Source organism: Oerskovia sp. 140933 (genome assembly GCF_059651515.1).
In genome coordinates this window covers 130,360-143,736 of record NZ_JAMXIO010000003.1, presented here as the reverse complement: position 1 = coordinate 143,736, position 13,377 = coordinate 130,360, and the positions used below count along the sequence as shown (strand labels likewise).

Below are 13,377 nucleotides of genomic sequence, written 5' to 3'. Positions count from 1 at the left end.
CCCCCTCGTCCGTCCGTGAATGTGGTTACGGTGATTCCTGACGCTATCCCGAGGAGACCCCGATGAGCAGCCAACCGCCCGACGAGTTCGCCTCCGGCGCGGGCGACCAGCCCGACGCGCAGTGGGAAGAGCTCCTGCGTTCCATGTTCGGCGCGGACGCCGACGAGGCCCTGCGCGAGCTGCGGGCCCGCGGCCTCGACCCTGCCGCGCTGGCTGCCGGCAGCGGCCTGAGCAACGATCCTGCCACCATGAAGCACGTCCTCGCGCAGGTGCAGCGCCTCCTCGCGACCTCGGGCGACGGCCCGGTGAACACCGACGTGGCCCACGACATCGCTCGGCAGGTCGCCGTCGCCGAGGGCGACCCGTCCCTCACGCCCACGGAGGTCCGCGCGGCGACCGAGGCCCTGTCGGTGGCCGAGCTGTGGCTCGACGCCGTGACGGACCTCCCGCCCGCAGGCGGCAAGCGCTATGCCTGGAGCCGTTCGGAGTGGGTCGAGAAGACGCTCCCGGCCTGGAACGCGCTCGCGGCCCCCGTCGCCGCGTCGGTCGCGGACGCCCTGTCGACCGTGCTGCGCGACCAGCTCCCGGGCGGGGGCGACGGGCCCGACGCCGGGTTCGCCATCCCCGGGCTCCCCGCGGGAGCCCTCGGGATGGACTTCGACCCCGCGCAGATGATGCGACGCCTCGGGTCCGCCGTCTTCGGCATGCAGATCGGCCAGGCCACGGGAACCATGTCGCGCGAGGTCTTCGGGAGCACGGACATCGGTCTGCCGCTGCTCGACGAGCCCGCGACGGCCCTCCTGCCCACGAACGTCGCGGCCTTCGCCGAGGGCCTCGACGCTCCCGTCGAGGAGGTCCGGTACTTCCTCGCGCTGCGCGAGGCGGCGCACGCCCGCCTCTTCACGCACGTGAGCTGGCTCCGCGCCCACCTGCTCGGGCTGGTCGAGGCCTACGCCCGGGGCATCACGATCGACCTCGAGGCGCTCGAGTCCCAGCTCTCCGACATCGACGTGACCGACACCGGGGCGCTCCAGCAGGCCCTGTCGGGCGGCGTGTTCGGGCTGCAGAACACGGACGAGCAGAAGGCGACGCTGCTGCGCCTCGAGACCGCCCTCGCCCTGGTCGAGGGCTGGGTCGACGAGGTCAGCGCCCAGGCCGCGCTCCCCCACCTGCCCCACGCCGTGCCGCTGCGCGAGATGCTGCGCCGTCGGCGGGCCGCGGGTGGGCCGGCCGAGCAGATCTTCTCGACGCTCGTGGGGCTGGAGCTGCGTCCCCGCCGCTCGCGCGACGCGGCGACGCTCTGGGCCCTGATCGCGGCACAGGGCGGACCCGATGCGCGCGACCACGTGTGGGACCACCCGGACCTGCTGCCCAGCCCGCTCGACCTCGACGACCCGGCCGGCTACCAGACCCGCCGGGCCGAGGTCACGGAGGAGCAGAGCGAGCTGGACAAGGCCCTCGCCGACATCTTCAGCGAGGCGGCCGACGCCGGGGACGCTCCCGACGCAGAGCCGTCGGACGGCGACACCGACCGCGACGTCGAGGGCGGACCGACCGAGGGCACCGAGCCCGGCGCTCCGGCCCGCGACTAGCGCGCGGGTTCCCTCTCCGGGCCCTGCGCGACCCGCCTGGCCGGCACGGCGTGCCGGTCGGGCGTGGGTTCGGCAGCGGGTTCCTGGGACGGGGCCGACGAGGCGCCCGACTCCGCGGGGACCGTCGGGTGCGCCTCGATCTCGACGTGCGGCGGGGCGTCCTGGACGTCGTCGGGAGAGTCGGGGGTCTCCGCCGACCCGCCGTCGCGGCTGAACGACACCCCCTCGAGGAAGCCCTTGGCCCGCTCCGTGCGGGGGTACGCCTCGAGCAGCGCCCAGAACCCGGGGCCGTGCCCGGCGTGCAGCAGGTGCGCGAGCTCGTGCAGCAGCACGTAGTCGAGCACCCACTCGGGCATGCCCTGCACGCGGGTCGAGATACGGATGCTGCCGTCGATCAGGGTGCACGACCCCCAGCGGCGTCCTTGGTTGCTCGACCAGCGCACGCTGGTGGGACGCGCCCTGCCGTCGAGGTACTTGGCCGACAGCTCGGTCGCCCGGGCGACGAGCTGGTCGTCGGACGGCCGACGACGGCGCTCCTTGTCGGCGAGCCGGTCCAGCATCCGTTGGACCCACTCGCGCTCCTGGGCGCGCGTGAAGCGCGCGGGGATCGACACGATCGTGCGTTCCCCGTCGCGGTAGGCGCTGACCGTGCTCTTGCGTCGACGGCTCCGGCGCACCTCGACGTACGTCTCGGCGCTCTGCGCGGCGCCCCGCTCGGCTTCGTAGGCCACGGCACAGACGGTAGTGGGTCGACGTGACATATGCCATAGACCACGCCGAGATTTGCCCCACATGCGTGCGAGAAATCGTCGAGAACTGGTCAAGTCCTGGCGACGGATCACGGTGCTGTGGAGAACCGTCGCGACGGGCCACCGCGCTCCAGACTGGTCGGACAGCGACCAGCCGAGGAGAGCCCATGGACGACCCGCCCACCTTTCCCGTCCGCCTGCGTCCCGGCACCGTCGTGCTCCGCCGCGGACCGGGCGAGCTGCAGTACGGCACGGACACGAGGTGGAGCGTGATCCTGAGCGGGCTCGGCGAGCACGAGGCGACGTGGCTCCTCGACCACCACCGTTCCGCCCGCCAGCTCCTGCACGCCCCGCCGCCCCGGTACGGCATCTCGCCCGAGCGCCAGCAGGCCATCGTGCGGCACCTGCACGAGGCGCTCCTCGTCGTCGGGCCGCCCGGGCGGGACTCCCACGCCATCACCGCCACCGCGCGAGGCGGGGCCGACGCCCCGACGCTCGCGCTCCTGCGCCCCGACGGCGACGGGCGGGCGACGCTCACGCTCCGCGCACGGGCGAGCGTTGGGATCGAGGGGCTGGGACGGCTGGGGGCGGGGGTGGCGGTCGTGCTCGCCACGGCGGGCGTGGGCACGCTCCTGCTCGACGACGCCGCACCGGTCCAGGCGACGGACGTCGGGCTCGGCGGCTATCGCGCCCGCGACGTGGGGCGGCCGCGCGGCGAGTCCGCGGTACGTCTGCTGGCGGACCTCGCTCCCGAGGTGCGGTGCCGGACGGTCGAGAGCTCGCGCTGGGTGTCCCCCCACCCTGCTCGGCCCGACGTGGTGGTCGTCGTCGAGCACCGTGCACTACGACCCGAGCGGTACGGGCGGCTCACGGGGGACGGCACCCCGCACCTACCGGTCGTGGTGCGAGAGGCTGACATGGTGGTCGGACCGTTCGTCCGACCGGGGCGGACGCCGTGCGTCCGGTGCGTCGAGGGGCATCGCGCCGACCTCGACCCGCAGTGGCCGCAGCTCGCGGACCAGCTCCGGGATCCTCAGCGGGAACCGCTCGACGTCGAGGAGACCACGCTGGCAGCGGTCGGCGCGGCGATCGCCGCGAGCCAGGTGCTCGCGCACCTGGACGGGCTGACACCCCGCGCAGCCACGGCCTGCATCGAGATCGCTGTTCCCGATGCCGTACCGAGGCTGCGCGAGGTGGTGAGCCACCCGCGGTGCGGGTGCTCGGACCTGACGGTCGCGGCAGCCACGTCAGGCCGCCGATGACGCGGAGACCGAGGCCTCCGGCTCGCCGGCCGCCGCACGGGCGGCCTGCTCCTCCGCCTGGCGGGCGAGGACCTCGGCCTTGCTCGGCCGACCACGCCCACGCTTGCGGGCGACGACGGCTCCGTCGACGAAGACCTCGCCGCCCCAGACGCCCCAGGGCTCCTGACGCTCGATCGCGCCCGCCAGGCAGCCGGCCACGAGCGGGCAGCCCTGGCACAGGGCCTTGGCCTGCTCGACCTGCGTCGACTGCTCGGCGAACCAGAGCTCGGGGTCGTTCGTGCGGCAGGGAAGGATCCCGGCGAGCAGCCGGTCGAACTCCGCGGCGTCCGATGAACCGAGAGGGGTGGTGAGGGGTTGGTGGGGAGTCCAGGGCCCGGATCCGCCCTGGGCAGTGATGTTGTCGAGCAGCGCGGTGAGCCGCACGATGTCCTCCAGTGATGTCCTGATTGCGTGTGAACTTCTTTGTCACAGGACCCGCAGTTGGTGCTCGCGTCCGGGGTGATGGACGGCTGACCGGGAAGACGATCGCATTCGGAGAAACACGAAGGCCGCGGGTCCAGGTGGACTCCGCGGCCTGAGAAGGGTGTGCGCCGGTGCTAGACCGGGGACGTCCTCAGTGCGGAGTCGGGAACGGGGCGGATGACGAGGGATCCGCCGCGCCGTGCGCGGTTGATCGGATCGGCCGACACATGTGTCGGGCTCGCCGTCAGGATCTGCTTCACCAAGCCCACCTCCCATCTCCGTCGAACGCCCGCCTCTCGGCGCGCGTCTCTCCTACAAGGACTCCTGAACCATATGCCGCCCTCGGAAGGGGGCACAACTTATTTAACGAACTTCTTTCGACGAGTTTCCTCGCGACCCGACGAGGCCCCCGCGAGCACCCGGATCAGCCCGCGGAACGCGCCACGATGTCCAGCAACGTCTCGCCGTACTTCTCGATCTTGGCCGGGCCGATCCCGTTGATCCTCGCCAGGTCCGGCACCGAGGCCGGGCGGGTCTCGGCGATCGCCGCGAGCGTCGTGTCCACCAGGATCGTGAACGCCGGCTTGTCCGTCTCCTGCGCGACCGACAGACGCCACTCGCGCAGCTGCTCGAACAGCGCCTGGTCGTACTCGCCCGTCAGACGGACCTTGTTCTGGTTGGCGCGGCTGCGACGGGGGGCACGCGACTGCTCGTCGTCCGGCCACAGACCGTCGAGGAAGCGCGTGCGGCGCCGGGTCGCACGTCCCCCCGGGTTGCGCGACCGCCCGAACGACACCTGCAGGTGCTCGCGCGCACGCGTGATGCCCACGTACAGCAGGCGCCGCTCCTCCGCGACCGCCTCGTCCGTCTCCGCGAGCGAGATGGGCATGAGCCCCTCGCTCATGCCCGCGAGGAACACCGCGTCCCACTCCAGCCCCTTCGCGGCGTGCAGCGACGCGAGCGTCACGCCCTCCACCGTGGGCGCGTGCTGCGCCGACGCACGCTCGTCGAGCTCGGCGACGAACGACACCACCGTGGGCGGCGCGTCCTGCGGAGCGACCCGCGCGACGTCGTCGGCCAGGGCGACCAGAGCCTGCATGGACTCCCAGCGCTCGCGCGCCGCCCCCCGCGCCGAGGGGGGCTCGTTCGCCCAGCCCGCCGTGATCAGGACGTCGCGGACCGTCTCCGGCATGGGGACCTCCGGGTCCGCCGAGCGTGCCGCCCCCCGCAGCAGCACGATCGCGTCGCGCACCTCCTTGCGCTGGAAGAACCTCTCACCGCCTCGCACGAGATAGGCGATGCCCGCGTCCGCGAGCGCCTGCTCGAACGCCTCCGACTGCGCGTTGGTGCGGTACAGGATCGCGATCTCGCTCGCCCGCGTCCCCGCCGCCAGGAGCCGACCGATCTGCGCGGCGATGCCCTTGGCCTCGGACTCGTCGTCGTCGTACGCGACGTACGCGACGGGCGGGCCCGACGGCCGTTGCGCGACGAGCTCGAGCGCCTGGTGGGCTCCTCCGCGACGACCCGCTCGGGCCAGGAGCTGGTTCGCGAGCGTCACGACCTGGGGCGTGGAGCGGTAGTCCCGCACGAGCCGGACGACCTGCGCCCCGGGGAACTTCGTGGGGAACGTGAGCAGGTGGTGGGGGGTGGCGCCCGTGAACGAGTAGATGGTCTGCGACGGGTCACCGACCACGCACAGCTCCTTGCGGCCGCCCAGCCACTGGTCGAGCACGAACTGCTGGAGCGGGGACACGTCCTGGTACTCGTCGACCACGAAGTGGCGGTACTGACGGCGCACCTCGTCGGCCATGGCCCCCTGCGAGGAGAGCATGTCACCGAGCATCAGCAGGACGTCCTCGAAGTCGATGACCGACCGCTCGGTCTTGACCTCCTCGTACGACGTGATGAGCCGCGCGACGGTCTGGTGGTCGTAGCCCGCGGGCGCCGGCCGGTCGATCGCGGCGCACGCCCTCACGTAGTCGTCGGCCGTGACGAGCGAGACCTTGGCCCACTCGACCTCGGAGGACAGGTCGCGGACCGCGATCCGGTCCACGCCGAGCCCCAGGCGGCGCGCCGCCTCACCCACCACGGGCGCCTTGTACTCGAGGATGCGCGGCGGGGCACCGCCCACGACCTTGGGCCAGAAGTAGCTGAGCTGGCGCAGCGCGGCGGCGTGGAACGTCCGGGCCTGCACGCCCGTCGCACCGAGCTCGCGCAGACGCGTTCGCATCTCGCCCGCGGCGCGGGCCGTGAACGTCACGGCGAGCACGCTCGTGGGCGTGTACACGCCCGTGCGCACGCCGTAGGCGATGCGGTGCGTGATGGCTCGCGTCTTGCCGGTGCCGGCACCGGCGAGCACGCAGACGGGCCCGTGCAGCGCGAGGGCGACATCACGCTGGTCGGGGTCGAGGGCTTCGAGGATCTGGTCCGCTGACTCGTTCGGCATCAGGTCGATTCTCTCAGCCGCCGCCGACACCGGACGCCACCCTCCACAGGGCCGGGCGCTGCTCCGTGCCGCGGGGGCGTGCACGGGTGCCTGCCGGGAACAACCCACCTCACGCGGGCGTTGGCCACGACGACAGCACCCTGGCCTCGCGGCCCGGCGGGCTGTCGGCCCGTGCACACGCCCCGGGTCCCGCGAACGAAGGAGCACCGATGGCCACGGCCCCGACCACCCCCGACGCCGGATCGATCGTCATGTACTCGACGAGCTGGTGCGGCTACTGCCGTCGCCTGAAGACCCAGCTCGACTCCGCGGGCATCGGGTACACCGAGGTCAACATCGAGGAGCACCCGGAGAGCGCGGCCTACGTCGAGCAGGTCAACGGTGGCAACCAGACCGTGCCGACCGTCGTCTTCCCGGACGGGACCGCGGCGACCAACCCGTCGCTCGCGCAGGTCAAGGAGCGCCTCGCGGCCTGACCCGTCGCCGTGACGGGCGTGCGCGCACCGCGCGGCACGTCGGTGCAGAAGGCCCCGGACCGGAGTCCGGGGCCTTCTGCCGCGGTGTGGCGCTCGTCCTGCACCCGGCACCCAGGTCCCGGGTCCCGCCGGACGGCTACCTCGAGGTCCCCGCCTCGAGGATCGACACGATCGAGAAGAGCGTGAAGCAGACCGCTCCGAGCCCCACCAGGACGTGCGCCCCGACGAAGAAGCCAGGCTCGGTCATGGTCGCCTCGAAGAGGAACGCTGCGAAGAACAGGCACGCGAGCGCCGTCGCCACCGGGATGATCGGGATCCGGTTGGCGAGCGCGAAGACCTGGCGCCACACGAGCGCGAGCAGCAGCACCTTGGACAGGATGCTGAAGCAGATGAGGCCCAGACCGATCAGCACGGTCCCCGGAGCCAGGCGCGCCGAGTCGTCCGAGCCGAAGAGCACCACGAGCCCGAGGACCACGTTGACGGTACCCATCGCGACGACCCACCACGACCAGCGGTAGCGCTCGGCGTCGCCGAACTCGTTGCGGACCTGGCGCACGATGCTCGCGACGAGGGCGACGAGCGCGGAACAGATCAGCGACAGGCCGACCATGACGTTGCCCGCGACGAGGGCCGCGTCGCCGCCCCGCGCGTAGAGCGTCGCGGCGACGACGAGACCGGCCACCGCGTAGGTCACTCCCCCGCGAGCGGCCCCCCGAACCACTCCTCGATGAGCGCCCGCGCGATCGACGACCTGCTCGGCAGCTTCACGTCGCCGCGCTCCGTGGCGTCCGTGAGCTCCGCCCGGGTGAACCAGCGCGCGTCGGTGACCTCCTCGCCGTCGGGCGTGAGGTCCGTCGTGAGCGCGGTCGCCGTGAAACCCAGCATGAGCGAGGCCGGGAAGGGCCACGGCTGGCTCGCGCGGTAGACGACCTCTCCCACCGTGACACCGACCTCCTCCGCGACCTCGCGTCGCACGGCCTGCTCGAGCCCCTCGCCGGGCTCGACGTAGCCCGCGAGCGTCGAGAACCGCCCCTCGGGCCAGTGCGCGGCGTGGCCCAGCAGGAGCCGGTCCTCGCCCGGCCCAGACCCCGGGTCCACGACCGCCATGATGACCGCCGGGTCCGTGCGCGGGTAGTGCTCGACGTCCTGCGCGACGCACCGCCGCACCCAGCCCGCCGCGACGGGCACGGTCGGCTCGCCGCAGCGCGGGCAGCGCTCGTTGGCCGCGTGCCAGGCCGCGAGGGCCACGGCCTCGGTCGCGAGCCCCGTGTCGCGCGGCCCCAACCGGGAGGCCAGCTCGCGCAGGCCCGCCCAGCGGTGCGTGCGCACCAGCACCGACAGCGGCCCCTTGGGGTCCACGCCCTCGATGTCGAGGTCCAGGTCGTCGGCGTCGTCGGGCAGGAGAAGCGCCAGGAAGGACGTGCCCGACGGCGCGTCCTCGCCCAGGAAGACCCAGCGCGGCGTGTTGCTGTGGTCGCCCGAGGCCGCGTGGGGCTCGGGGACGGCAGCGACCTCCTGCGGCGTGGCGAGCGCGAGCCCGTCCGGCCCGACCGCGAGGCGACCGCGGTGCAGCAGGACCACGCGCGTCGACAGGTCGGCGCGGAGCGTCGCGAACAGGCCCTCCTCGGTGCGGCGGTGCGCCGCACGGTCGAGCATCGAGTGCGCGAGCGGCAGGTGCGCGGCGAACGCGCTCGGGGTGGCTGGCCCCTCGGTCGGCGTCGAGGCGGGGTCGGGGGTTGGTGCGGCGGGGTCCGTCGCGGCGGGCGAGGTCTGGTCGGTCACCAGTCGACCGTAGGTCACGCGAGGCGCTCGGGGCACGCGGCAGGTCCGCGTGGTGGACACGCCCCGGTCCGGGTGACGGCGCCCGCCCCGCACCGACTACCGTGGACGTGTGCCACGCTCACCGCTCAACCTCGCCGCGCTCGCCACCGCGGCCGTCCCCGGCCTCGACGTCCGGTCCGTGCGACCGTCCGAGGCGACGGGGGACGACGACGTCGCGATCGTCACCGACGGCGACGGTCAGGAATGGGTCGTCCGCGCGCCCCGGACCCTGGCGGCCGGCGCGGCCCTCGAAGCAGAGACCGCTCTGCTGGACTCGCTGCGCCACTACGTGACCACGGGCGTCCTGTCCTTCACGGTGCCCGACGTCCTGGGCTACGCCCTGCTCCCCGAGGGCGGGCGCGCCGTCGTGCACCACCGGTACGGCGGGGTGCCGCTCGACCTCGACACGCTGCGTCCCGGCCCCGGGCTCGCCGCAGACCTGGGTCGCGTGCTCGCCGCGGTGCACGAGCTGCCGCACTCCGTCGTCGAGAACGCCGGCCTGCCCGTCTACACCGCCTCCGAGTACCGCGACCGACGCCTCGCCGAGGTCGACGAGGCCGCCAAGACCGGGAAGGTGCCCTCCCGCCTGCTGCGCCGGTGGGAGGCCGCGCTCGAGGACGTGTCGCTGTGGAAGTACCAGCCCGTCGTCGTGCACGGCGACCTGGGCACCGAGCAGGTGCTCGTCGCCCGCGGGCGCGTCGTGGCCATGACCGACTGGGCCGAGGCCCGCGTCGCCGACCCGGCCGACGACCTCGCCTGGCTCCTCGTCGCGGCACCGCCCGAGGCGATCGACTCGATCATGGAGGCCTACCAGCTCCGCCGCACCGAGCTCACCGACCCGCACCTGACGGACCGCGCGCTGCTCGCGGGCGAGCTGGCCCTGGCGCGGTGGCTGCTGCACGGCGTGCGGCACGGGTTCCAGGACGTGATCGACGACGCCGTCGACATGCTGATCGACCTCGACGAGGTGACGAGCGGGGAGAGCGCGGGGTAGGACGACCGCCGGGCCCGCCGCAGGTGCGGGTGCCCACCGCGTCAGGAACCAGCCACCAGCGCTTCCAGCTCCGCGGCGTCGAGCAGTCGCTCGGGGCGCACGGTCTCGTCCGAGCCCAGGTAGTAGAACGCCGCGTTGACCTTCTCGACCGGCAGCCCGGACCAGCGCGACCACGCGAGCCGGTAGACCGCGAGCTGGACCTCGCGCGTGCGCCGGGCCTCGGCGTCGCGCGGGGCCTTGCCCGTCTTCCAGTCCACGACCACCACGGCGTCCTGCGCGCCGTGCGCGTGCTCGGGGCTCTCGGGGAAGACCGCGTCGATGCGCGAGCGGAACATGATCCCGCCGACCGGGGTCTCGACGTCGACCTCCACGGCGAGCGGAGTACGTCCCGCCCACTCCGAGGCGAGGAACGTCTGCTGGAGCGCGTCGAGGTCCAGGTCCGGCGAGATGTCCTCGTCGTCGGCACCGGGCAGGTCGTCGACGTCGAGCAACGACGACGACGTGAAGTACTGCTCGGCCCACAGGTGGAACTGCGTGCCGCGTCGCGCGTGCACCGTGGGCTGCGCAGGTACGGGGCGCCGCAGGTGCAGCGCGTACTCGCCCCGGTCCGCAGCCAGACGCACGAGCCCGGACGCCGAGATGTGCGCCGGGAACGAGATCTCGCTGCTGCGGGCGTCACGGCGGTCGCGCTCCTCGAGCAGGATGCGTGCGAGCTCGCGCAGGTCCGTGCCCGACGCGTCGAGCAGCGGCACCCGACCCTCCGCGACCGCACCCGTGTCGCGGCCGGGACCGGCAGCGGCCGGGTGCGGCGCGCGGGCGTCGATCCGTTCACGGACCCGGTCCGCCGCGGCCCGCACGACCGCACGAGCGCGCGGCTCGGGGGGCGGTGCAGAAGCCCCCACGCCGGTCGGTGCGGTGGACCCCTCGGTCGCGGCCCCCGCCTCCCCGGGACCGGTGCCGGACCCGTCGGCCCCCGGCGCCCCCGGCTCCCCGCGCGGCCACTCGGCCTCGTGGACCAGCTCGTCGCGCGGGTTGGTCTCGTCCTTCTCGGGCATGCCGGCCCAGTCGGCGTCGCTGACGATCCCGGCCTCGGCCAGCTCGACGAGGAACGGCGAGGGCGTGCGCGGCTTGGTCGCGTCGCGCCACCACGACCCCGCGAGCAGCAGCTCGGCACGGGCGCGCGTGAACGCGACGTAGGCGAGGCGGCGCTCCTCGTCGACCTGGTGCTCACCGCTCGCCGCGAGGAACTCCTTGCGGCGACCGTCCAGGTCCTTGGCGTCCTCCGCGACCTCGTAGCGGAAGACGGGCAGGTCCTCCGCGTCGCCGCGCAGCGGGTAGGGCAGGTTGCCCAGCCCGGTGAACCAGCCGCTGTCGGTCGGCCCCTTGTCGCCCACGGCCGTGCTGGGGAAGATCCCGTCGACCATGCCGGGCACCGCGACGACGTCCCACTCGAGCCCCTTCGAGGCGTGCACCGTGATGATCTGCACCGCGTCGGGGTCGGGTTCGCGCACGGGCAGGTCGAGGCCGCGCTCCTGCGACCCCGCCGTGCCGAGCCACGCGAGGAACGCGCCGAGCGTCGGCAGGTCCGCGGACTGCGAGAACGTCGCGGCGACGTCACGGAACGCGTCGAGGTGCGCGCGACCGCGGTCGCCGACCTCCTCGCCGTACCCGCCGGCGGCGAGGGTCGCGGCGGTGGTCACCTCGATGTCGAGCCCGAGCGCCCGCTCGGCCTGCGTGACGAGCTCCGGCAACGACAGGTACGTCTGCCCGCGCAGGTCCCGCAGGACGGTCGACAGCGCGGCGAGCCGCGCGTGCCCGGCCTCCGTGAGCACGCGCCCGTCGCGTGCGGGGCGCCCCGGGGCCGGCAGGTCGTCGAGCGCGTCGACGATCGACCGGTGGTCGACGACGTCGCCCTCGACCACGGTGAGCGTCCCGTCCGCGGCCACGCCAGGCAGCTCCGCCTCCCCCGGCCCCGCCGCACCCGACGGACCGGCCGACGCTCCGCCGTCGGGCAGGCTGCCGGACGAGACGTCGGCCGACGGGCGGCGCGCCGCGTCCCGGCGCGCCAGGTCCGCCGCCCAGCTGCTCAGAGCGTGCAGGTCAGCCGCCCCCAGGTTCAGCCGCGGCCCCGTGAGGATGCGCATGAGCGAGTCGCCGCGCGACGGATCGTGCGCGACCTCCAGGAGCGCGACGAGGTCCACGACCTCCGGGGTCGAGAGCAGGCCGCCCAGGCCCACGACCTCGACCGGCAGCCCCTTGGCCCGCAGCGCGACCTCCATCGGGAGGAACTGCGAGCGCGCACGGCACAGCACGGCCGCGGTCACGCGCTCCTGACGGCGCGTGCGCGGGCGCCACCGCTCGGCGACGAAGTCCGCGACCGCGGCGGCCTCCTCCTCGAGCGTCGCCGCGTAGACGCCGGTCACGACGCCCCGCCCCGCCCCGGGACGCTCGTCGAGCTGCGGCACGGGCACGCGCGTGGCCCCCTCGCGCAGCGGCGCGGCCGTGACGTTGGCCGCGGCCAGGACGGCCCGGTCGTTGCGCCACGACGTGCTGAGGTACTGCACGTCCGCGGGCGCCCCGGTGCTGCCGGGCCCCGTCGAGCGGAACCGCTCGGGGAACCGCGCCAGGCCCGACGCGCTCGCGCCGCGCCAGCCGTAGATCGACTGGTTCGGGTCGCCCACGGCCGTGACCGGGTGCCCCCCGAACAGTGCGCACAGCAGCTCGACCTGGGCGTACGACGTGTCCTGGTACTCGTCGAGCAGCACGACCCCGTACCGCGCCCGCTCCCCCGCCCCGACCGCCGGGACGGTCCGCGCGAGGCGTGCCGCGATCGCGACCTGGTCCCCGAAGTCGAGCGAGTCCGAGGTCCGCTTGCGCTCCTGGTACGACTCGACGACGTCGAGCAGCCGGTGGCGCTCGCCGAGCGACCCGAGGAGCCGCTTGACCTCCGCGTAGTGCTCGGTGCGCTTGCCACCCAGCGGCGTCGCCAGGATGGTGTCGACGATGCCCGTGATGCCCGCGCGCGCCTCGTCGGGGCTCAGCAGGTGCTCGCTCAGCGCCCCGGACAGCGAGAGCACGGCACCGACGACCGTGGAGAACGCGGCGTCGGTCTGGAGGTCACCGGCCCAGCTCTCGACGACCTCCGCCGCGAGCTGCCACTGGCTGGCCTCCGAGAGCAGCCGCGCGCCCGGCTCGATCCCGATGCGCAGCGCGTGGTCCCCCACGAGCGAGGCCGCGTACGAGTTGTACGTCGAGATCGCGGGCCGGTCCAGCATCGACAGCGCCGTCCCGTCGTCGCCCAGCGCGCGGTCGAGCTGCAGGAGGCGCGACTGCACGCGCTCGGCGAGCTCGCCCGCGGCCTTGCGGGTGAACGTCAGCCCCAGCACGGCCTCCTTGGCGACCCACCCGTTCGCGATGAGCCACACGACGCGCGCGGCCATGGTCTCGGTCTTGCCCGACCCGGCCCCCGCCACGACCAGCAGGGGCGCGAGGGGTGCCTCGATCACCGCGACCTGCTCGTCCGTGGGCCGCGGACGACCCAGCATCTCCGCGATCCGCACGGCCGAGAAGCGAGG

Annotated in this window: 9 protein-coding genes and 1 pseudogene; 4 read left to right on the top strand and 6 right to left on the bottom strand. The window is 74.0% G+C overall.

The window, feature by feature from the left end:
* Positions 1-62 precede the first annotated feature (62 nt).
* Positions 63-1,592 carry a zinc-dependent metalloprotease gene (locus NHG27_RS02985; RefSeq protein WP_497014689.1) on the top strand — a complete coding sequence of 510 codons (1,530 nt, stop codon included), beginning with the start codon at positions 63-65 and terminating at the stop codon, positions 1,590-1,592.
* A gap of 167 nt (positions 1,593-1,759) precedes the next feature.
* Here the strand turns inward: NHG27_RS02985 and NHG27_RS02980 are convergent.
* Positions 1,760-2,353: pseudogene (locus NHG27_RS02980) on the bottom strand (SprT-like domain-containing protein); the annotation flags it as partial.
* Between the two features lie 155 nt (positions 2,354-2,508).
* Here NHG27_RS02980 and NHG27_RS02975 point away from each other — a divergent pair.
* The gene (locus NHG27_RS02975; protein WP_497014688.1) at positions 2,509-3,603 is read left to right on the top strand and encodes a ThiF family adenylyltransferase; all 1,095 of its coding nucleotides are present in this window, start codon (positions 2,509-2,511) and stop codon (positions 3,601-3,603) included.
* On the opposite strand, the gene NHG27_RS02970 is transcribed toward NHG27_RS02975, so the two are convergent.
* Entirely contained in the window at positions 3,589-4,026 is a 438-nt protein-coding gene (locus tag NHG27_RS02970) for a WhiB family transcriptional regulator (RefSeq protein WP_193720070.1), read from the bottom strand. The two genes, NHG27_RS02975 and NHG27_RS02970, sit on opposite strands and share 15 nt — an antisense overlap.
* A gap of 463 nt (positions 4,027-4,489) precedes the next feature.
* Positions 4,490-6,511: an ATP-dependent DNA helicase UvrD2 gene (locus NHG27_RS02965; RefSeq protein WP_193720069.1), complete on the bottom strand. Its 2,022-nt coding sequence runs from the start codon at positions 6,509-6,511 to the stop codon at positions 4,490-4,492.
* A 209-nt stretch (positions 6,512-6,720) separates the two neighbouring features.
* Here NHG27_RS02965 and NHG27_RS02960 point away from each other — a divergent pair, with 209 nt between their 5' ends.
* On the top strand, positions 6,721-6,987 hold the full coding sequence (locus NHG27_RS02960; RefSeq protein WP_068625587.1) for a mycoredoxin: 267 nt from the start codon (positions 6,721-6,723) through the stop codon (positions 6,985-6,987).
* 136 nt (positions 6,988-7,123) lie between these two features.
* Here NHG27_RS02960 and NHG27_RS02955 read toward each other — a convergent pair whose 3' ends face one another.
* Positions 7,124-7,681, bottom strand: a complete 558-nt coding sequence (locus tag NHG27_RS02955) for a DUF2776 family protein (protein ID WP_497014687.1) — start codon at positions 7,679-7,681, stop codon at positions 7,124-7,126.
* Positions 7,678-8,769 carry an NAD(+) diphosphatase gene (gene nudC, locus NHG27_RS02950; RefSeq protein ID WP_497014686.1) on the bottom strand — a complete coding sequence of 364 codons (1,092 nt, stop codon included), beginning with the start codon at positions 8,767-8,769 and terminating at the stop codon, positions 7,678-7,680. Before nudC ends, NHG27_RS02955 begins: the two co-directional genes overlap by 4 nt.
* 109 nt (positions 8,770-8,878) lie before the next feature.
* On the opposite strand from nudC, the gene NHG27_RS02945 reads away from it, so the two are divergent.
* Positions 8,879-9,802, top strand: a complete 924-nt coding sequence (locus tag NHG27_RS02945) for a phosphotransferase (protein WP_497014685.1) — start codon at positions 8,879-8,881, stop codon at positions 9,800-9,802.
* Between the two features lie 41 nt (positions 9,803-9,843).
* Here the strand turns inward: NHG27_RS02945 and NHG27_RS02940 are convergent, their stop codons facing one another.
* Positions 9,844-13,347: an ATP-dependent helicase gene (locus NHG27_RS02940; RefSeq protein ID WP_497014734.1), complete on the bottom strand. Its 3,504-nt coding sequence runs from the start codon at positions 13,345-13,347 to the stop codon at positions 9,844-9,846.
* Between the last annotated feature and the right edge of the window lie 30 nt (positions 13,348-13,377).

Bases quoted from the DNA above. Each gene is read 5' to 3' on its own strand.
- NHG27_RS02985 (WP_497014689.1), top strand. From the start codon at position 63: ATGAGCAGCCAACCGCCCGACGAGTTCGCCTCCGGCGCGGGCGACCAG.
- NHG27_RS02975 (WP_497014688.1), top strand. From the start codon at position 2,509: ATGGACGACCCGCCCACCTTTCCCGTCCGCCTGCGTCCCGGCACCGTC.
- NHG27_RS02965 (WP_193720069.1), bottom strand. From the start codon at position 6,511: ATGCCGAACGAGTCAGCGGACCAGATCCTCGAAGCCCTCGACCCCGAC.
- NHG27_RS02960 (WP_068625587.1), top strand. From the start codon at position 6,721: ATGGCCACGGCCCCGACCACCCCCGACGCCGGATCGATCGTCATGTAC.
- NHG27_RS02940 (WP_497014734.1), bottom strand. From the start codon at position 13,347: ATGCTGGGTCGTCCGCGGCCCACGGACGAGCAGGTCGCGGTGATCGAG.